At 61.5% G+C, this 20,282-nt stretch carries 17 protein-coding genes; 6 read left to right on the plus strand and 11 right to left on the minus strand.

Going from position 1 to position 20,282, the window contains the following annotated elements:
* Positions 1–17: 17 nt before the first annotated feature.
* Both ACRC4F_RS24735 and ACRC4F_RS24740 read right to left on the minus strand, forming a co-directional pair.
* Entirely contained in the window at positions 18–938 is a 921-nt protein-coding gene (locus ACRC4F_RS24735) for a LysR family transcriptional regulator (protein WP_438661716.1), read from the minus strand.
* Positions 939–972: 34 nt separating this feature from the next.
* Positions 973–1,959, minus strand: coding sequence for an MBL fold metallo-hydrolase (locus tag ACRC4F_RS24740; RefSeq protein ID WP_438661717.1), 987 nt, complete (start codon positions 1,957–1,959; stop codon positions 973–975).
* Between the two features lie 208 nt (positions 1,960–2,167).
* Here ACRC4F_RS24740 and ACRC4F_RS24745 point away from each other — a divergent pair, with 208 nt between their 5' ends.
* Entirely contained in the window at positions 2,168–2,608 is a 441-nt protein-coding gene (locus ACRC4F_RS24745; RefSeq protein WP_438661718.1) for a helix-turn-helix domain-containing protein, read from the plus strand.
* Positions 2,609–2,857: 249 nt separating this feature from the next.
* Here the strand turns inward: ACRC4F_RS24745 and ACRC4F_RS24750 are convergent, their stop codons facing one another.
* The 3 genes from ACRC4F_RS24750 to ACRC4F_RS24760 all read right to left on the minus strand — a co-directional run bounded on the left by ACRC4F_RS24750 (position 2,858) and on the right by ACRC4F_RS24760 (position 5,807).
* Positions 2,858–4,300, minus strand: a complete 1,443-nt coding sequence (locus ACRC4F_RS24750) for a catalase (RefSeq protein ID WP_438661719.1) — start codon at positions 4,298–4,300, stop codon at positions 2,858–2,860.
* 75 nt (positions 4,301–4,375) lie between these two features.
* Entirely contained in the window at positions 4,376–5,200 is an 825-nt protein-coding gene (locus tag ACRC4F_RS24755) for an alpha/beta fold hydrolase (protein ID WP_438661720.1), read from the minus strand.
* A 31-nt stretch (positions 5,201–5,231) separates the two neighbouring features.
* On the minus strand, positions 5,232–5,807 hold the full coding sequence (locus ACRC4F_RS24760) for a flavodoxin family protein (RefSeq protein WP_438661721.1): 576 nt from the start codon (positions 5,805–5,807) through the stop codon (positions 5,232–5,234).
* A 514-nt stretch (positions 5,808–6,321) separates the two neighbouring features.
* Here ACRC4F_RS24760 and ACRC4F_RS24765 point away from each other — a divergent pair.
* The gene (locus ACRC4F_RS24765) at positions 6,322–9,174 is read left to right on the plus strand and encodes an ATP-binding protein (protein ID WP_438661722.1); all 2,853 of its coding nucleotides are present in this window, start codon (positions 6,322–6,324) and stop codon (positions 9,172–9,174) included.
* On the opposite strand, the gene ACRC4F_RS24770 is transcribed toward ACRC4F_RS24765, so the two are convergent.
* The gene (locus tag ACRC4F_RS24770; RefSeq protein WP_438661931.1) at positions 9,139–10,623 is read right to left on the minus strand and encodes an ATP-binding protein; all 1,485 of its coding nucleotides are present in this window, start codon (positions 10,621–10,623) and stop codon (positions 9,139–9,141) included. The genes ACRC4F_RS24765 and ACRC4F_RS24770 overlap by 36 nt on opposite strands.
* A 184-nt stretch (positions 10,624–10,807) precedes the next feature.
* A complete protein-coding gene (locus ACRC4F_RS24775; protein WP_438661932.1) occupies positions 10,808–11,758 on the minus strand; it encodes a GlxA family transcriptional regulator in 951 nt (316 codons plus the stop codon).
* 352 nt (positions 11,759–12,110) lie between these two features.
* Here ACRC4F_RS24775 and ACRC4F_RS24780 point away from each other — a divergent pair, with 352 nt between their 5' ends.
* Positions 12,111–12,833: a pirin family protein gene (locus ACRC4F_RS24780; RefSeq protein WP_438661723.1), complete on the plus strand. Its 723-nt coding sequence runs from the start codon at positions 12,111–12,113 to the stop codon at positions 12,831–12,833.
* 118 nt (positions 12,834–12,951) lie between these two features.
* Here ACRC4F_RS24780 and ACRC4F_RS24785 read toward each other — a convergent pair whose 3' ends face one another.
* On the minus strand, positions 12,952–13,827 hold the full coding sequence (locus tag ACRC4F_RS24785; protein ID WP_438661724.1) for a LysR family transcriptional regulator: 876 nt from the start codon (positions 13,825–13,827) through the stop codon (positions 12,952–12,954).
* Positions 13,828–13,942: 115 nt separating this feature from the next.
* Here ACRC4F_RS24785 and ACRC4F_RS24790 point away from each other — a divergent pair, with 115 nt between their 5' ends.
* On the plus strand, positions 13,943–15,178 hold the full coding sequence (locus ACRC4F_RS24790; protein WP_438661725.1) for a YbfB/YjiJ family MFS transporter: 1,236 nt from the start codon (positions 13,943–13,945) through the stop codon (positions 15,176–15,178).
* Positions 15,179–15,299: 121 nt separating this feature from the next.
* Positions 15,300–16,298 carry an NAD(P)H-quinone oxidoreductase gene (locus tag ACRC4F_RS24795; RefSeq protein WP_438661726.1) on the plus strand — a complete coding sequence of 333 codons (999 nt, stop codon included), beginning with the start codon at positions 15,300–15,302 and terminating at the stop codon, positions 16,296–16,298.
* A 1-nt stretch (position 16,299) separates the two neighbouring features.
* On the opposite strand, the gene deoC is transcribed toward ACRC4F_RS24795, so the two are convergent.
* A complete protein-coding gene (gene deoC, locus ACRC4F_RS24800) occupies positions 16,300–16,983 on the minus strand; it encodes a deoxyribose-phosphate aldolase (RefSeq protein ID WP_438661727.1) in 684 nt (227 codons plus the stop codon).
* Between the two features lie 121 nt (positions 16,984–17,104).
* Between deoC and deoR the strand changes: the two genes are divergently transcribed.
* Complete coding sequence (gene deoR, locus ACRC4F_RS24805; protein WP_438661728.1) at positions 17,105–17,875, plus strand: DNA-binding transcriptional repressor DeoR; 771 nt, start codon at positions 17,105–17,107, stop codon at positions 17,873–17,875.
* On the opposite strand, the gene ACRC4F_RS24810 is transcribed toward deoR, so the two are convergent.
* Positions 17,868–18,926 carry an aldose 1-epimerase family protein gene (locus ACRC4F_RS24810; RefSeq protein WP_438661729.1) on the minus strand — a complete coding sequence of 353 codons (1,059 nt, stop codon included), beginning with the start codon at positions 18,924–18,926 and terminating at the stop codon, positions 17,868–17,870. The two genes, deoR and ACRC4F_RS24810, sit on opposite strands and share 8 nt — an antisense overlap.
* The gene (fucP, locus tag ACRC4F_RS24815) at positions 18,923–20,254 is read right to left on the minus strand and encodes an L-fucose:H+ symporter permease (RefSeq protein WP_438661730.1); all 1,332 of its coding nucleotides are present in this window, start codon (positions 20,252–20,254) and stop codon (positions 18,923–18,925) included. Before fucP ends, ACRC4F_RS24810 begins: the two co-directional genes overlap by 4 nt.
* Positions 20,255–20,282 lie beyond the last annotated feature (28 nt).

The raw sequence follows: 20,282 nt of genomic DNA on the forward strand, positions 1-20,282 counted from the left end.
CCCGGAGGCCGCCACGTTCAAGCCGAAACCGGCAAAGGCCTCGACATAAACTCACTGATCCGCGACCGCAACCACCGCTCCGCCGGATCATTGTCATGCACCCCACTCCAGGCCATCGACAACTGCGCCGCATCAATGGGAAACGGCGGATCCTCCGCCCGCAACGCACACCCCTCAACCAGCGCACACGCCGCATAATCCGGCACCGTGGCAATCATCTCAGTCCCGGCCAGCAACGCACGCAACCCGCTGAACTGCGGCACACCCAACACCACACGGCGACTGCGCCCAACCTTGGCCAGATCCAGATCAATGTTGCCGCTCAAGTCGCCGGAGAACGACACCATGGCATGCGGCCGCTCACAGTATTCGTCAAGCGTCAGCGTCCCCGGTCGCTTGTCCCCGCGCAGCACTTTGCAGGGAATGTCCCGCAACTTCTTGCACTTGGCATTCGCCGGCAAATCCGTGGTGTAACTCACCCCCACGGAAATTTCGCCCGAGGCCAGCAACGCCGGCATCAGCAGATAATTGGCACGACGCACCACCACGACAATCCCCGGCGCCTCCTCCTGCAGTTGCCGCAACAATGGCGGAAACAAACCGAACTCCGCGTCGTCCGACAAACCAATGCGAAACACGTCGCAACTGGTCGTCGGATCGAATTCCTTGGCCCGACTGACCGCCCCGGAAATCACATCCATCGCCGGTTGCAGCTCCTTGAGAATCGCCAGTGCCCGCCCCGTCGGCTCCATGCCACGACCATTGCGCAGCAACAACGGATCATCGAACAGGTCCCGTAACCGCCCCAGCGCCGCACTCACCGCCGGTTGCCCCATGAACAGTTTTTCGGCCACACGGGTCAGGTTCTTCTCGAACATCAACGCTTCGAAAATCACCAGCAGGTTCATGTCGACGCGACGCAGATCGTTACGGTTCATAGGCACGGTTTCCTTGTGTGTTCAGCCGGGGACTTTACTCGATCAGAGGCACTTTGGCCGCACGTTTGTAAGGCCCGTATTCCACCGGCACCCACTGAAAGTGCTTGCCCTCTGCCGCGATGTGACCGATGCCCGGAAACGGCAGATGCGCCGCCGTCACCCAGGTCTTGCTGGCCGCCGCAGCACTGAACACCTTGGCGCGGCTCTTGATCGCCTGCTGACTGTCGACGTCAAAACCGATCGACACTTCCGGATGTTCGAACTGTACCGCAAGGTTATGCACCAGATCGCCCATGAACAGAATGCTCTGGCCCTGGGAGGTAAATCGGTAAGTGGTGCTGCCCGGCGTGTGTCCGCTTTCCAGCTCGGCCTCGACCACGCCCTGCACCGGCGACTGGCCGGCTGCGAAGGTCTTGAAACGCCCTTCGGCCACATACGGCGCGGTCGAGTCCTGGGCGATTTTGAAGTACGGCTTGGCGCCCTCGGGCGCCTTGGCGAGCGCCTGCGGATCAAGCCAGTAATCGGCCTCTGCCTTCGCCGCAAAGACCGTGGCGTTGGCAAAAACCGGTTTCTGCTGGCCGTCGACCAACCCGCAAACATGGTCCAGGTGCAGGTGCGTCAAGAGGATCGTGTCGACTTGCGCGGGCTCGTAACCGGCCGCTTTGATGTTGTCCGAGAGCATGCCGGCCGTTTCGCCGATGCACTGGCCGGCGCCGGTGTCCACCAGGATCAGCTGCTTGCCGGTGTTGATCAGAAAGGCGTTGAACGCGGTTTGCACGCCAGGCGTTTCAATCGAGCGACGGGCCAGCAGCGCACGAATCTGACTCTGGGTCAGGCCTTTGAGCAACTTGGGCGACAGGTCGTTGTAGCCATCGAACAACGCCGTCACTTCGTAATCGCCTACCGCCAGACGGAAGTAACCCGGCACTTGTGTGCCGACCTGCGCCGGTGCCTGCGCCGAGGCAATACCGGACGCCAGCGCAACCGCGAGCCCCAGCGCGCAAACCAGAGAATGTTTCATGCCTTCACCCTAGATCAAGTCAGAGAAGCGGCGATGTATACGCCGCCGGATGAGGACGAGTTTGCACGAGCCGTGCCCAAAGAAATTGCAGCAATGTGCTGAATTAGCGCTGTTGTTCATCCCTGAGCAACGACGGAATTAACAACGTTTAACTCGCCTGCCAGCGCCCCGCGACCAAGAATGAAGCTCACCGACACGGACATCTGTCATGGCCTCTTCTCAGCAAAACCTCGCCTGCGCGACTGTCACTGATACGCGCAAGAAAACCACCGGCGGCCTGACCCCGTGGCGCGAAAGCCTGGTCAAGCAACTGATCCTCGAACGCTTGGGTGAATCCGTTGAAGTGACCGAACTGGCCCGCGCCTGCGCCCTGTCGCGCAGCCATTTCTCCCGCGCGTTCAAGTGCAGCACCGGGCACTCCCCACAAGACTGGATTCGCCACCAGCGCATCGCCCGGGCCAAGCAATTGATCCAGAGCACCGACCTGTCACTGACGCAAATCAGCCTCGAATGCGGCTTCTGCGATCAGGCGCATTTCTGCCACATCTTCACTCGCAGCGAAGGCATCAATCCGTTCGCATGGCGATGCCGTGCGGTGCGCGCCCTGCCCCAACGCCCCGCCTGCACCGCTCAACTTCACGCGCAATAAATCTCGTCACCACGTTCGTAGTGATTGCGAAGCTGCACCCGGTTCTGTAGCAGCTGTCGAGCCTGCGAGGCTGCGTTCGGCTGCGAAGCAGTCGTGAAACCTGAATACGCGGTTTACCTGAAACACCGCGTTGGCTGATTTCACGACTGCTGCGCAGCCGAACGCAGCCTCGCAGGCTCGACAGCTGCTACAGGTCCGAACGCAGGCTCGACAGTTGCTACTGAGCCTTGCGTTGCCACGTGGATCGCGTCACCCCAACGGGGACAGGCGTTCCAACGCCTCGGCAACGCCAAACCCATACGCCGGATCAGCCTTGGTGCAGTTGTCGATATGGCGCTGACGAATCGCCTGCGGCACGCCGTTCATGGCCCGCGCGGTGTTGTCGAACAGCAGCTGTTTGCGCACCGGATCGAGCAAGCGGAACAAATTCCCCGGCTGCTCGTAATGGTCCTCTTCCAGCCGATGATCGTAGTGCTGCACGAAGCCTTCCAGCGGCAGCGGTGGCTCGGCCAGTTCCGGGGAGTCCTGCCACTCGCCCACACTGTTCGGGAAGTAACTGGCGGTGCCACCGAGGTTGCCGTCGGTGCGCATCGCGCCGTCGCGGTGGTAGCTGTGGGCCGGGCAGCGCGGTGCGTTGACCGGGATGTGGTTGAAGTTCACACCCAGGCGATAGCGCTGGGCATCGCCATAGGAAAACAGCCGCGCCTGGAGCATACGGTCCGGCGAGAAGCTGACGCCCGGCACCACGTTGGCCGGCGAGAACGCCGCTTGTTCGATCTCGGCGAAGTGGTTCTCGGCGTTGCGATTGAGCTCCATGATGCCGACCTCGATCAGCGGAAATTCGCCATGCGGCCAGACTTTGGTCAGGTCGAACGGGTTATGCCGATAGTTGATCGCCTGCTCTTCTTCCATCACCTGGATGCACAGCTTCCAGCGCGGGAAGTTGCCCTGTTCGATGACTTCATACAGGTCCCGCAGATTGCTTTCGCGGTCCTTGCCGACCACCGCTGCCGCCTCGGCGTCCGAGAGGTTTTCGATGCCTTGCTGGCAGACAAAGTGAAACTTCACCCACACCCGCTGGTTGTCACGGTTGATCAGGCTGAAGGTGTGGCTGCCGAAGCCGTGCATGTGGCGGAAGCTGGTGGGAATCCCGCGATCGCTCATGACGATGGTCACCTGGTGCAGCGCCTCAGGCAGCAGGGTCCAGAAGTCCCAGTTGCTGGTGGCGTTGCGCAGGCCGGTGCGCGGGTCGCGCTTGACCACGTGGTTGAGGTCGGAGAAACGCAGCGGGTCGCGGAAGAAAAACACCGGCGTGTTGTTGCCGACAATGTCCCAGTTGCCTTCGTCGGTGTAGAACTTCACCGCGAAGCCACGGATGTCGCGTTCGGCATCCGCCGCGCCGCGCTCGCCGGCCACCGAGGAAAAACGCACGAACAGCGGGGTTTCCTTGCCCACTGAACTGAAGATATTGGCTTTGGTGTAGCGCGTGACGTCGTGGGTGACGGTGAAGGTGCCATAGGCGCCCGCGCCCTTGGCGTGCATACGCCGCTCGGGGATCAGTTCGCGGTCGAAGTGGGCGAGTTTTTCCAGCAACCAGATGTCTTGCAAGAGCGCCGGTCCACGAGGGCCGGCGGTCTGGATATTAAGGTTATCGACCACCGGGGCGCCGGTGGCGTTTGTGAGCTTTTTCATGAACTTGATCTCAATGGTTGTCTACTCTCATCAGGAGCGAAAACCGGCGCGGATCTACGCCCGCGCCGGGGTACATCAACCCTTGAGGAACGCCAGCAGGTCAGCGTTGAGCTGATCCTTGTGGGTATCAGTCAAGCCGTGGGGCGCGCCGGGGTAGATCTTCAGCGTAGAACCTTTCACCAGTTTTGCCGAAGCGATGCCCGCCGCTTCGATCGGCACCACCTGGTCCGCGTCGCCATGCACCACCAGCGTCGGGATGTCGAACTTCTTCAGGTCTTCGGTGAAATCGGTTTCGGAGAACGCCTTGATGCAGTCATAAGCGTTCTTGTGCCCGGCCGTCATGCCTTGCATCCAGAACCAGTCGATCATGCCCTGGGACGGCTTGGCGTCCGGTTTGTTGAAGCCGAAAAACGGCCCGCTGGCGAGGTCGATGTACAGTTGCGAACGGTCGGCCAGGGACGCCTGGCGAATCCCGTCGAACACTTCGATTGGCAGACCGCCGGGGTTGGCTTCGGTCTTGAGCATCAGGGGTGGCACCGAAGAAATCAGCCCGGCCTTGGCCACGCGCCCGGTGCCGTGGCGACCGATGTAGCGCGCCACTTCGCCACCGCCGGTGGAGAAGCCGAACAGCACGGCGTCCTTGAGGTCGAGCAACTCGATCAATTGCGCCAGGTCATCGGCGTAAGTGTCCATGTCGTTACCGGCCCACGGCTGGCTGGAGCGGCCATGACCACGGCGGTCGTGGGCAATCACCCGATAGCCCTTGGAGGCCAGGAAGATCATCTGCGATTCCCAGCTGTCCGCGTTCAGCGGCCAGCCGTGGCTGAAGACGATGGGTTGACCGGTGCCCCAGTCCTTGTAGTAGATCTCGGTGCCGTCTCGGGTCGTGAACGTACTCATGCGATGTCTCCTTAGCGAGTGTTGGGGTGGATCAAACCGGTGGAGGGGCCATGCGTTCGGCCAGACGCGCCACCCGCTCGCCCAGATGCGCGGCGGTGCAGCGATCTTCGGGCGGTGGGGCGAGGTCCGGGGTCTGTTCGACATTCGACTGGGCCATGGCGCCTAGCGAGCTGCCGAGGCGATTCATTTGCCCATCGAAGGCGCCGGTGCTGGAGCGCGCCGGCAGCAGGTCGAGACCGACCCAGATCATCGAATGCTGCGCGGCGAACACCGCCATCTGCAGCAGGGTGTTGAGTTTGTCGCCGCACAGGCAGCCGGAGTTGGTGAAGCCTGCGGCCAGTTTGTCGCGCCACGGCTGGGCGAGGTAGAACGCCGCTGTCGCCTCCATGAAGCCTTTGAACGGTGCCGACGCGCTGCCCATGTAGGTCGGGGCGCCGAAGATGATCGCGTCGGCGCTGTGCAGCCGGTCCCAGTGCTGGTCCACTTCGTCGACCGGAATCAGCAGGCAGGAGCTGCCCACGTGCCGTTCCACACCCTGGGCCACGGCTTCGGCCATGACCCGGGTGTGTCCGTAGCCACTGTGATAGACCACCACCACGTTGCTCATCCCGGTGTCCTCATGACAAGTTGATCCCTTTGCAACACTACCCCTCCCCCTGTGGGAGCGAGCCTTTGTGGCGAGGGGATTTATCCCCGTTCGGCTGCGCAGCAGTCGTAAATCCGGCTGATGCGGTTTAGCTGTTACTACTGAGTTGAATGGTTTTGGGGCCGCTTCGCAGCCCAACGGGGCGGTGCGACGTTTCGCTAAATCCCCTCGCCACAGGTCACTCCTACAGGTTGCGCAATCCCGCAAGACCGGCGGAGGTTGAAGCAGCAGAGTTTTGGGCGTAGACCAGACGCAGGACGAGTTAAACGTTGTTAATTTTCATTGGCGCGCCAAAAGCCTCAACACCTGCTTTGCTACCCTTGCACCCAATAAACACGGCACCGGCCAGTGGCGCCGGGTATAGACGGTCGCGGCGAACACTTGGCAGTCATCCGATCCCTCGTTGCGTTGATGGAAAAACCTGAGGAATATGCTCAAAACCGCGTATTAGACGGCTGCAAGCAGGAGTGACACGTTGACCCTTCCCCTCGATCAGGCCATCCATTTCGGCCCCTACCGGATCTATCCCGGTAAACGTCTGGTGCTGGAGGCCGACCAGCCGCTGCGCCTGGGTCGGCGCGCCATGGACATTCTGTTGATCCTGCTGGAGCACGCCCCAAACGTGGTCAGCAAACAGCAACTGATCGCCGGGGTCTGGCCCAAAAGCGTCGTCGAAGACATCAACCTGCGCGTGCACATGGCCGCGTTGCGCAAAGCCCTCGGCGATGGCCAGGCCGGCCAGCGCTATATCATCACCGTCGCCCAGCGCGGCTACAGTTTTGTTGCGCCTTTCTCGCTGGAGCCGATCGAACCATCTCTGACGAGCGAAAGCATCGAACCGAGCGCGCATAATCTGCCGGTCCGTCGCACGCGCATGATCGGTCGCCAAACGCTGGTCGAGAGCCTGGTCACGCAACTGTCACGCCAGCGCTTCATCACTCTCGTCGGCCCCGGTGGCATCGGCAAGACCACCGTGGCGTTGCGCGTCGCTGAACTGTTGATCGGTCGCTACCGGGACGGCATTCGCCTGCTGGACCTGGCGCCGATCAACGACCCGTCGACGATCACCGCGCATCTGGCCACGCTACTGGATCTGTCCCTGCACGACGCCGAACCCATGAGCGGCATCGCCGCGTGCCTGCTCGATCGGCAGATGCTGCTGGTGATCGATAACTGCGAGCACCTGATCGACGCCGTCGCATTGCTCTGCGAAAGCATCCTGCGCGCCGCGCCACATGTGCATATCCTGGCCACCAGCCGCGAGAGCCTGCGGGCCGAAGGTGAATTCGTCCAGCGTCTGGAATCCCTCGATTGCCCGCCGCCCATCGCAGTGCTGGACCGCACCCAGGCGATGTCCTTTTCCGCGCTGCAACTGTTCGTCGAACGAGCCATGGCCAGCCATGACAGCTTCGAGCTGAGCGATGATGAACTGCCGCGGTTGATTGAGATCTGCCACCGCCTGGACGGCATTCCGCTGGCCATTGAACTGGCGGCAGCGCAGGTCGGCAATTTTGGTCTGAGCGGTTTGCTCACGCAGTTGCAAGGCAGCTTTCGCCTGCTGACCCAAGGCTGTCCATCGACGCTGGCCCGGCACCAGACCCTGCGCGCCACACTCGACTGGAGCTTCGAACTGCTCAACGCCTGCGAGCAAACCTGCCTGCGTCGACTGGGTGTGTTCAGGGGCGGCTTCACGCTGGAGTCAGCGGCAGCCGTGATCGTCGGCGACCACATCGAGCCCGGCGTGGTGTTCGGCTCGATCACGCAATTGGTGGCCAAGTCGTTGCTCAACGTGGAAGTGGGCGACGAAGAAGTGTTCTATCGCCTGCTCGACACCACCCGCAGCTACGCCCTGGAGAAACTCGACCAGACCGTGGATCTGCCGGACACGCGAAAGCGCCACGCCGAGCGCTGCCTGGGCTTGATGCAACAGGCTCAAACTGACTGGGAGCTGATCTCCACCGACCTGTGGATCGAGCGTTATGCCCGCAGTCTGGATGACATTCGTTCGGCCCTCGACTGGGGCTTGAACGCTCAAGGTCCGCAAGTACTGGCGATCCGCTTGACCGCGACCTCGACGCCGCTCTGGCAGGAGCTGTCGCTGCTCAAGGAACACGGCGTCTACGTACGCAAAGCGCTGGCCCTGCTTGAGGCGGCGCCCGAGCCCTGCCCTCACCTGGAAATGGCTCTCAAGCTGGCCCTCGGCAGTTCCTGCTACCACACCCAGGGCGGTACGACCGAAACCATCGCCGCCTTCGTCAGCGCCAGAGCCCTGGCCAGGCACAACAATGACGTGGCCGGTCAGCTGCGGGCCGTGTCCGGGCACATGGCGGTCAACCTCAGTTGCGGCCATTACCAAATGGCGCTGGAGCAAAGCCAGCTGTTCGACCGCCTGGGCGCGCAGGATGACGCCGTGCTGTCGCTGAGCACGCACCGCTTGCGCGTCCTCGCCCTGCACTTTGCCGGGAATCAGGAACTGGCCCGGGTGAACGCCGAACAGGTCATCCAGCGCATGGCCCAGAGCGGACACCTCAACCGCTTCACCCACGGTTTTGGCGTGCAATACGATCAGAGCGTGGCGGCCCTGACCATTCTGGCGCGCATCCTCTGGCTGCAAGGTCGTCCGGAGCAAGCGTGGCGAACCGCCCGTCAGGCACTGGACATCGCGATCCAGATCAACCACGGCACCTCCATTTGCTACACCCTGGCGCTGGCCGGCTGCCTGATCGCCCACTACAACGGCGACACCCGAACGGCTCGTGAACTCTTGCGCCTGCTGCTGGAGCAATCACAGAAACACTCGGTGCTGTTGTTCTACACCTGGGCCCGGCACTACGCGCAGGTGATCGACCGCGCCGAGGCGCATTTGCCTCTTCAGCCAGGCGTGGGATTGATCAAAGACATCATGGTCACGCTGGATAGCGGCTTTGTCGATGACGCCCTGTTGCAACGGGCCGACGCCGGTACGGCCGGCTGGAGCACGGCGGAGATATTGCGCGCCAGGGCTGATGCCTTGTTGGCGGAGGGTTATCAGCCGGCGATGGATTGCCTGGAAGGACGCCATCGCGAGCAGGCTCGCTCCTGCACGGTCGTGGCAGCCGAGGAGATATTACTTCGGGCATTAAATGTGGCCAGGCATCAGGGTGCCCTGGCCTGGGAATTGCGCAGCGCGACGTCGCTGGCACAACTTTGGCAGCGACAGGGCCTGAATCAGCAAGCCCATGATCTGCTGGCGCCGGTCTACAACCGCTTCACCGAAGGTTTTGCCACGCCGGACCTGAGCAACGTCCGGCGTCTACTCGACGAGCTTCATGGGCAACTGCACGCCTGAGACCCAGCGCGCACGGCTGATGTATTGCGAATAGCGCCGCTCGAACGTACGCAGGTGGCCGCTGTGCTCGAGCATCTCCAGCGCATAAGTGCGCGTAGTGTTAAGAAAACGATAACGGGTGGCGCCGTTGACCTGATCCATCGAGAGCAACGACTTGGCCACCAGGCGCTGCAACAGCGTCGCCAGTTGCTTGGGCTTGAGCGCCTCGCAACTGCTCACGCCCATCGCGGCATCGAGGGTGAAGGACATTTTGAAGACCGAGAGACGCTGCAGCACGGTTTGTTCCAGAGCGCTCAATCGTTCATAGCTCCAGTCCAGCGCGGCCTTCAGGGTCTGATGTCGGGGCACGGCCGTGCGCCGTCCCTGGGTCAGCAACTGAAAACAGTTATCCAGCTGCGCTTGTAAACCGACCAATGCCAGCGCATCGATTTGCGCCGCTGCCAGTTCAATGGCCAGTGGCAAACCATCGAGCCGCCGACAGATTTCCCGCACCGCCTCGAGGTCCTGTTCGCGCAAGGCAAACCCTTGTTGACGGGCGCGGGCGCGACTGACGAACAGCTGCACCGCCGAATAACCCATGGCTTCGGCCACACTGTTCAAGGCCGACGCCGGTGGCACCGCCAGGGACGGTAAACGCTGGACTGTTTCCCCCGTCGCCAGCAGCGGTTCGCGACTGGTGACAAGGATCGACAACCGAGGCGCCGACACCAGCAAATCCTCGACCAGAGTCCGGCAGCGTTCTAACAAGTGCTCGCAATTGTCGAGCACCAGCAACGTGTGCCGTTGCGCCAACACATCCAGGGTCGTACCGACTTCCAGCTCAAGGGTTTGCGTCAGATGATCGACCACGCGCGCCGGGTCATCGAGCGCCGCAAAATCAACCAGCCACACGCCATCCTCATAGTGCTGCAACAGCAGTTCGGCAACGCGCAGCGCCACCGTGGTCTTGCCGATGCCACCGGGACCGGCCAGGGTCATGAGCCGCCGCACCGGCAACTGCCGGACCAGACTGCCGACAATCGAATCCCGACCTGTCACGGGCGTGAGCCGTGCCGGCAGGTTGTGTTGATGTTTTTGCGCGGTCTCGATCGGGACCAATGTCCCCGCAGGCACAGGCTCCACCGGGGCGACAAAGCTGTAGCCGCGCTGGGGAATGTTGACAATGTAACTCTGGCCGTTCTGCCCATCGCCAAGGGCCCGACGCAGGGCCGCAATGTGCACGCGCAGGTTGATTTCTTCGACCACCGATGTCGGCCAGACGTGGGCAATCAACTCGTCCTTGCTGACCACCTGGCCGGCACGCTCGACCAGCACCTGGAGGATATCCAGAGCCCGACCGCCCATGCGTAGCGGCCGATCACCGTCCAGGATCAGCCGTTGCCGCAGGTGGAATGCGTAGGGGCCGAACCGCAGCACCGTATCGCTGTTTAAATCTCTGAGGCTGTTCATGCACGTTTGCGTGCTGAAAACCTGGCCCGGCTCACCGTGCAAAATGTCCATCGCACCCGCCTCCCAGGCTCCCGCACCTCCATTGCAAAGAGTTCACGGCTATCTTGGCAGGCCTCCGTGACGGTACAACTGCCACGGTGGGAGCGTTGCGGCCATTGCGGTGCGCACAACGGCCAAGAACGCTCTAGCTGAACTGTTCGCGGTATTGCGAGGGGGTCAGACCGAGCTTTTCAGCGAACAGAAAGCGCATGTGCCGCACGCTGCCAAAGCCACTTTTAAAGGCTACGGTCTTGAGTGGCAAGTCGCTGGTTTCCAGCAGGTTCCTCGCGCAATCGATCCGTGCGCTCTGCAGAAACTCCATAGGCGTCATGTTCACGTCCCGGGCAAACATCCGGGCGAAGTGCCGCGTGCTCATGTTCGCCAGGCTGGCCATGCGTTCGATGCTGAAGGCTTCATCGAGGTGTTCGAGTACATGGTTCTGCACCCGGGTGATCGGCGTTTCCTGCGGTGCGACGGTAGCCATCAACGGGCTGAACTGCGCTTGCCCGCCCTGGCGCTTCATCACCACCAGCAGCACCTTGGCCACGTCCTGAGCGACTTTCTTGCCGTGGTCTTCGGCGACCACCGACAGGGCCAGGTCGATGCCGGCGGTGACGCCGCCGGAGGTGATGAGGTTGCGGTCCTGGACGAAAATCTGATCGGTCTCCACCGTTGCCTTGGGGAAGCCTTTGATCAGGCGCTCGGTGTAATGCCAGTGGGTGGTGACGCGATAACCGTCCAGCAGACCGGCATGCCCCAGCACAAATGCGCCGGTGCAGATCGAGCCGTAGCGCTCGGCGCGTTTCACCGCGTCTTTGAGCCAGCACAGCAACGGTGGATGTTTTTCGTTGTACGCCCCCGGGCCGCCCGGCACCAACAGCAGGTCATAGGCTTTATCGGCCTGATCGATGTGCAGATCGGTGTGCACGCTGACGCCGTTGGAGGCGCGAAGCGCGCCATGCTCGGTGCCGAGGGTCGACAGCTCATAACGGTCATCCGCTGCCAAGTATCGATTGGCGATGGAAAACACTTCCATGGGCCCGGCCATGTCGAGCAGCAGAAAGTCCGGAAACAACACCATAGCCACGGTTTTCATGGGTTCAAAAATCACTGAAGTCAAAAGAAATTCCATCTGCCAAACACCGATCCCCCCTGTGGGAGCGAGCCTGCTCGCGATAGCGGTGTGTCAGTTTCCAAAAATGCTGACTGATACACCGCTATCGCGAGCAGGCTCACTCCCACAGGGGGTTTGTGGCCGGCATTAGAGGGATGCTGTGCATTATGGCCAATGTGTGGGCCGGTGTCGGAGAAGATTACCTGATTGCGTACCAATCACTGTCAACCTAAAGGCGACAGTATTTCAATTTCCATCTACTTATTGCACCAGCCAGTAACCATTAACCTTCTCCTCACTCGGACGAATCAACGTCCCCACAGGAGATTTCATCATGCTGACCCTTCGCAAAGCCTCCGATCGCGGCGCCGCCAATCACGGTTGGTTGAAGTCGTTCCACACCTTTTCCTTCGCCAACTACCGCAACCCGAAAGAGCAGGGTTTTTCCGACCTGCTGGTGATCAACGATGACCGCGTGGCGGCCGGTAAAGGTTTTGGCCAGCACCCGCACCGCGACATGGAGATCTTCTCCTACGTGCTCGAAGGTGCCCTGGAACACAAGGACACCCTGGGCACCGGTTCCGTGATCCGCCCCGGTGACGTGCAATTGATGAGCGCCGGCAGCGGCGTGGCGCACAGCGAATACAACCATTCGGCCACGCGGCCGGTGCACTTCCTGCAAATCTGGATCGTGCCGGAAGTCAGCGGCGCCAAGCCGCGTTATCAGCAAGAGCACTTCAGCACCCAGAAAAAACGCGGGCGCCTGCAGTTGATCATTTCCCCCGACGGCGCCAAGGGCTCGCTGAAGGTGCGTCAGGACGCACGGGTATATGCCGCGCTGATCGACGGCAAGGAAAGCGCCACCCTGGAGCTGGCCACCAACCGCTACGCCTATGTGCATGTGGCCCGTGGCAGTGTCGAACTCAACGGCGTGCAGTTGCAGGAAGGCGATGGTGTGCGGGTTCGTGAAGAGCAGGTGCTGGCGTTGAGCAACGGTGTGGATGCCGAAGTGCTGGTGTTCGATTTGCGGCCGCAGGAACTGCCGGAAATGCCATGACCGTGAATGACCTGGGGGCCTTTGCCCTCAGGCTTTTACCAGCCAATCACATCACCTGTGGCGAGGGAGCTTGCTCCCTCGCCACAGGGGTTGTGTTAGTCCTTTGCTTAGCGACGACTCATTCGCCGGTACCGGAAAACACCGCGACAATTTCATCGATGACCGCACGAACCCTGGCGGTATGCCGCAAATCCGCGTGGGTCACCAGCCAGACGTCATACGGCACCGGTCGCGTGCGCTCCGGCCACAGCCTGACCAGCCCGTCTCTCTCCCCCATGTACACCGGAATTTCCCCGACCCCGAGTCCCGCCGCCAGGGATCGACGCACCAGCAGACTGGAACTCAGACTGGCCACAATCCGCCCGCGCCCCAGCGGTTCTGAAACCAGGGTCATGTCTTTGTTGCCTTGCAGATACGGCTGATACACCACCAGATCATGCCCCTCGAATGCCGAGCCTTGCGCCGGTACGCCATGGGCATCCACATAGTCTTGAGAAGCAAAAAGGCCCACCGGCCAGCGCGCGATGCGGCGGGCGATCAGGTCGGGGTTATCCGGCCGGGTGTTGCGCACGGCGATGTCGGCTTCGCGTTTGGCCAGGCTGAGAATCTGCGTGGAGGCGTCCAGTTGCACCCGTACGTCGGGGTGTCGTTCATGCAAGTTAGCAATGGCCGGGATCAGAAAATCGACCGCCAGGGAGTCGGTGGTGCTGATCCGCACCAACCCGGTCGTTCGATCGTCGAGCCCTTGAATCCGGCGCTCCAGCTCCAGCGCCGAATGCTCCATTTTCTCCACGGCCGCCAACGCCGCCTCCCCCACCGCTGTCAGCGCATAGCCTTCAGAAGTGCGCAGGAACAGCGTTGCACTCAATGACTTTTCCAGCGCCGTGATCCGTCGGCCGACCGTGGCCTGATCAACCCCCAGCACCCGCGCCGCGCCCCTGAGTGTCGACTCTCGGCACACCGCCAGAAACACCCGCGCGTCATCCCAATTCATGCCGTTCCCCTACTGATGCAGAATCGCATCAACATAGCGCAAAATCGCTGCGTTATTGCATCAAGCGTTCAAGATAGTCTGGAGGCCAAGCGTAAAACCTCACAGGACGTTTCCCATGCACAGCACATCGACCCCCCCGCGCAGCGCGATCTGGCTGCCGATCTTCGCCGGCCTCGCCGCCAGCCTGGTCAGCATTGGCCTGGCGCGGTTCGCCTACACACCGTTGATTCCGTCATTGATCCAGGCGCACTGGTTTTCCGCCAGTGATGTGGTGTACCTCGGCGCCGCCAACCTCGTGGGTTACCTGATCGGTGCACTGATCGGCCGGCCACTGGCTAACCGCACGTCGAACACAACCGCGTTGCGCCTGATGATGCTGGCCGTGACCTTGTCGTTTTTCGCCTGTGGTTTTCCATTCTCGGTGAGCTGGTTCTTCGGCTGGCGCCTGCTGTCGGGCGTTGCCGGCGGCGCGATCATGGTGCTGGTGGCCGCAACGGTGTTGCCGCATGTGCCGGCGTCGCGCCGAGGTCTGGCCAGCGGTGCGATCTTCCTCGGCATCGGCCTGGGCATTGCCGGCTCGGGGACGATTGTTCCGCCGTTGCTAAGCCTTGGCTTGCAGCAAACCTGGTTTGGCCTGGGCCTGCTGTCACTGGCTCTGACGGCTGCGAGTTGGTTCGGCTGGCCGAAAGAGGCGCATCATCAAGCCGCTGAAGTGTCGATCGAAAAAATTACCACGCCGACCGATCCAGGCATTTACCTGTTGTTTGCCCAATACGCGTTCATGGCCGCCGGGCTGGTGCCGGCGATGGTGTTCCTGGTGGATTACGTGGCCCGCGGGCTCGGCGCCGGGCCGCATGTCGGCGCGCTGATCTGGGTGATGTACGGACTGGGCGCGATCATCGGGCCGGTGAATTACGGTTTTCTGGCGGATCAACTCGGTGCGAAATTGAGCATCCGGCTGGTGCTGGTGGTTCAGGCGATTGCCGTTGGCCTGTTGTCGATTTCGAGTTCGTTCACCGCGCTGGCCTTGCTGGCAGTGATCCTCGGTTCGTTCCCGCCGGGCATCGTTCCATTGGCGCTGGCGCGGGTTCATGAACTGCTGCCGAACCATCACCAGCAGCAAATTGCCTGGAGCCGCGCGACGGTGTCGTTTGCCACGTTTCAGGCGATTGCAGGGTTTGCGTATTCGGCGCTGTTCAATGCCAGTGGCGGGCAGCATGGGTTGTTGTTTGTGATTGCGGCGGGCGCGATTGTGGTTGCGTTGTTGCTGGAACAAATGATGCGGTTGCTGAATAGATCCCCTGTAGGAGCGAGCCTGCTCGCGAAGACGGCATCACATTCAACACAGTAGGTGACTGGAACACCGCTATCGCGAGCAGGCTCGCTCCTACAGGGGATTGGTGTTTTGGACTGAATCATTGGTTCATTCATGCGATCCCATTTACAGATGACTTTCTAGACAGGACTCCGAAATGACTTTGCCCCAAACCATGACCCTGATTGGAATCACCGAGCCCGGTGGCCCCGAGGTACTTAAGCCGCGCCAGGAGCCCGTACCCACGGCCGGCCCAGGCGAAGTGCTGATTCGCGTGCACGCCGCCGGGGTCAACCGTCCCGATGTGATTCAACGCGCCGGCAAGTACCCGATGAAACCCGGCATGAGCCCGATTCCCGGGCTGGAAGTGGCCGGTGAAGTGGTGGCCATCGGCGCGGGCGTCAGCGAGTTCATCGTCGGTGACAACATCTGTGCGCTGACCAATGGCGGCGGTTACGCGCAATATTGCGTCGCGCCGACCAGCCAGACGCTGCCAATTCCTCAAGGCATGGATTGGGTCCACGCAGCGGCGGTGCCGGAGACCTTCTTCACGGTCTGGGCCAACCTGTTCGACATGGGCGGCGCCAGCAAAGGCCAGCGCGCGTTGATTCACGGCGGCACAAGCGGCATCGGCACCACCGCGCTGATGCTCTGCCGCGAATTCGGGGTCAAGGCCTTCGCCACAGCAGGCAGTGAGGAAAAATGCGCGGCGATCCGTCAGTTGGGCGCCGAGGCGATCAACTACCGCGACCAGGATTTCGTCCAGGTCATCGCGGAAAAAACCGCCGGCAAAGGCGTCAACGTGATCCTCGACATCATGGGCGGCTCGTACCTGAACCAGAACATCGCGGCACTGGGCATGGAAGGCCGACTGGTAATGCTCGGCTTCCTCGGCGGCGCCCACGCCAACGATGTCGACCTGATGGCGATCATGGGCAAACGCGCGACGATCACCGGCTCGCTGATGCGCTCGCGCACCCGTGAAGAAAAAGCCTCGATCGCCGAGCAGCTGCGCGAATACGTGTGGCCGGTACTCGCCGCCGGGCGTTGTCTGCCGATGATCGACAAGGTTTACCCGTACACCGATGCGGCGCAGGCCCATGCGCGGATGGAAGCCGGCGATCACATCGGCAAGATCGTGTTGCAGGTGGACTGATTCAGTACCCCTCGCCCGCCGATTTTGCGCCACTGATGATCGCGATGCCCGAGCTGGTGCCCAGTCGCGTGGCGCCGGCTTCGATCATCGCCAGGGCGGTCGGGTAGTCGCGCACACCACCGGAGGCCTTGACGCCGATGTCAGGCCCGACGGTGCCGCGCATCAGCGCAACGTCGTCCACGGTGGCGCCGCTGCGGCTGAAACCGGTGGAGGTCTTGACGAACGCGACGTTCAGTTCACGGCAGATCTCGCAAGCCTTCACCTTTTCCGCATCGGTGAGCAGGCAGTTTTCCAGGATGACTTTCAACGGAACCTTGCCGCACGCCTGCAACACCTGGGCGATGTCGTCGCGCACCTGATCGAACAAACCGTCCTTCAACCAGCCGATGTTCAACACCATGTCGACTTCCCCGGCGCCGGCAGCAATCGCCCGCTCGGCTTCAAACGCCTTGGTGTCGCTCAACCCGGCGCCCAGCGGGAAGCCGACCACTGCGCAGATATTCACGCTTTGCCCTGCCAGGCACTGCGCAGCATGGGGCACCTGCCCCGAGTTCACGCACACCGAATAGAAGCCGTGTTCGGCGGCTTCGTGGCACAACGCGGCGATTTGCTCGCGGGAAGCATCGGGCGCCAGCAAGGTATGATCGATGTATTGCGCCAGCGCTTTGGGTTCGAGGTGTGCCATGGCAAAAACTCCAGTTTGTATATTCAAATGCCCCTGCGCCACAATCGAGGGTGATTCGCGCAAAAACGTTACAAAACTCACAAATAATGTTACTTAAATAACACCAACAATCAACCCCGGAATGCCTGTGGACAGTAAAAAAGCCGAGCGTCTCAAGCTGATTCAACAAGCCCTGCAAGACCAGAGCGCCATTCATCTGCGCGAGATGGCCGCATTGCTGGACGTGTCCGAGATGACCCTGCGCCGCGACCTCTGCAAATACACCGACCACCTGCGGCTGCTCGGTGGCTACATCACCAAAATCCACGATGGCAACGAGCCCGGCGATTACCGTGTGGCCGAACAGGACACCCGACACGTCGAAGAAAAACGCCGCATCGGCAAGCTCGCCGCCGGGTTTATCCAACCGGGCGACACGGTGTTCTTCGACTGCGGCACCACCACGCCTTTCGTGGTCGACTTCATTCCCGACGAGCTTGAGTTCACCGCGGTGTGCAACTCCCTGAACGTGCTGCTCAAACTGTCGCAAAAACCCAACTGCCACATCGTCGTGTGCGGCGGCACGTTCCACCGCAAGAACCAGGTGTTCGAGAACACCACCGAGAGCGGCATTCTCGACAGCGTGCGCCTGACCTGGGCCTTCGTTTCCGCCGCCGGCATCAGCCAGGACTTCGGCGTGACCTGTTTCAACTTCAACGAAGTGGAGGTCAAGCAGAAGGTCCTGCGTCAGGCGCAACAGCGGCTGCTGCTGGCCGACCACAGCAAGTTCGACACGGTGCGCACCGCACATTTCGCCAACCTTGAGGATTTCCAGTTCGTGGTCAGCGACAAGAAAATCCCCAAGGTCTATCGCGAGGCGATCAGCGCCAGCGGCGCGCAGTTGATCATCTGATCAAGGCCTGCTGCTCCTCCGCGCTGAGGTAACCGGTGGTGACGCTGAAATCCGCCGTCGCACCCGCCGCCAGTGAGCGCACATAGCCCTTGGTGGACTCGGCGCGGTAGCCTTCCGGCTCGCAGGTGGACGGCAGCACGAACGCCGCCACTTGCTGATCGGCGTTGTGCAAAATCCAGCGCGCAGCATGGTCGAATTGATCCGGACGATAGCGGGTGTAGAACGCGGCGCCGTCTGGGTGACTCAGCAGAAAATGCGCATGACCGCTGTCGTCTGCCAGCACATTGTCGAAGAAAAAAACGATCTCTGGATCGTAAAGATGCGGCTGATCCAGACGGTTGAATTGCCCCGGTTCTTGCCCCAACTCATGCACATAGTCGGTCCAGGCCGGCGTCGGTTTCACGTGAGCCGGCACGCTGCTGCGCAAGCGCACCCGCTCGAAACCCAAGGGCTCGATGAAACGGGCGCCTTCAACATAGGCGTAATTCATGTGCGCCATGTACATCAGGTCCATGGGCTTGCCCGCCAGATTGGTCACCTGCAGGGCGATGTCGAACAGCCCCGAATCTTTTCGCACGGTCACGCTCGGACCGGCGAGATATCGATCACCAAAACCTTGCGCGTATTCGTATTCGCCACCCAATCGCAGGTATTGACCGACGCTGTCTTCACCGACCTCCAGCCAGGCGCGATCCATCGCCGCGCAAGGCATCTCGCCGTGGAGCGGATGATTGTCTTCGGGGCTCGGGCACCCGTTGCGCAGCAGGCCGCTGTGGAACATGAAACAGCCGTAGGTGCCGATCACCGTCGGGCTGGGCCGGGGCTGGCTGAACAGGTTGCTCATGGTCAGATCACAACCGTCGAACACCGCCGACCAGATCATCTGCCCCTGATACGGCAGCACCACCAGACGGCCACGGCTGTTGGCCAATTCCAGTGCAAGCACGCCACTGGGATAGACCCAGGAACTGACCGTGAACGCCTCCGACTCCAGCAAGGTTTTGCGCGCCTCGCCGAACTGCGACGGTTGCAGACTGATCCGCGTATTCATGAAGCCACCACCGCACCCACCGGCGCACTTTCGCTGTCGGAATGACGCAGGCAACGCACCGCGTACATCACGATCACGATGAAGCACAGCAACGGCACGCTGTAGGCCAGTTGCATGTTGCCGCCGCTGTAATCGGACAGCAGGCCCTGGAAGATCGGAATCACCCCGCCTCCGACGATGCTCATCACCAACAGCGAACCGCCGACGCCGGTGTCTTCACCCAAGCCGTCAATCGTCAGGCCGTAAATGGTTGGCCAGCACGGGCCGAGGAACACGCTGACGCCGACGGCTGCGTACACCGCGGTGATGTTCGGCACCAGAATCGTATATGCCAGCAAGGCGATGCACAGCACGCCGTACACCGCCAGCACCTTGGCCGGGTGCAGCTTGCGCATCAGCACGTTGGCGATCAGCTTGCCAACAAAGTACGCGGCAAATGTGGTCAGCAAAAACCACGACGCGCTGCGTTCATTCATGCCGCCCAACTGCATCGCCAAACGAATGGTGAAACTCCACACCCCGACCTGAGCGCCCACGTACAGAAACTGCGCCAACACACCAAAGGTGAAACGCTTGTTGCGCCACAGGCGGGAAAGGCTCTGGCCGAGGCTGGCGGTTTTCGTGCTGCTCGGCTGATTGCCCTTGCACTTCGGAAACCGGGTGATGGCGATCAGGATGAACATCAGCACCAACACCGCGATCATCCATTTGTACGGCAGCAAAGTGGACTGGATCATTTGCAGTTGCTGGACCGCCGCGTCGGATGCGCTCATTTGCGTGAGCTGCTCGCGGGTCGCGTCGGTGTCCTTGAACATCACGAAGCTGCCGACGTACACGCCGGCCATCGCGCCGAACGGGTGGAACGTCTGGGAAATATTCAGGCGACGGGTGCCGGTTTCACGCGGTCCCATCAGCGTTGAATAGGTGTTGCACGCGGTTTCGAGAAACGACAGCCCCGCCGCAATCACAAACAGCGCCAGCAGGAACATGCCGTACTTGGCGCTCGACGCCGCCGGGAAGAACAGCAGGCAACCGAACATGTACAGCATCAGGCCGATGAGGATAGTGGTCTTGTAGCTGAAACGGCGGACCACCAGCGCGGCCGGAATCGCCACGAAGAAATAGCCCAGGTAAAACGCCGACTGCACAAACGCGGTCTGGAAATCGCTGAGCAGAAAGGCCTTCTTGAAATGCGCGATGAGCACGTCGTTCATGCTCGCGGCCGCCGCCCACAACGCGAAGATGCTGCACAGCAAAATGAAGGCGAACCAGGGCGTGCGGTTCAGGTAAAAACCATCGGCCGTCTGTTGGAGCGGAGGCTTTGTCATTGTTGTTCTCCGTGGTGAGTGTCGAAGG

It is taken from the genome of Pseudomonas sp. (assembly GCF_051660785.1).
Classification (GTDB): Bacteria; Pseudomonadota; Gammaproteobacteria; order Pseudomonadales; family Pseudomonadaceae; genus Aquipseudomonas.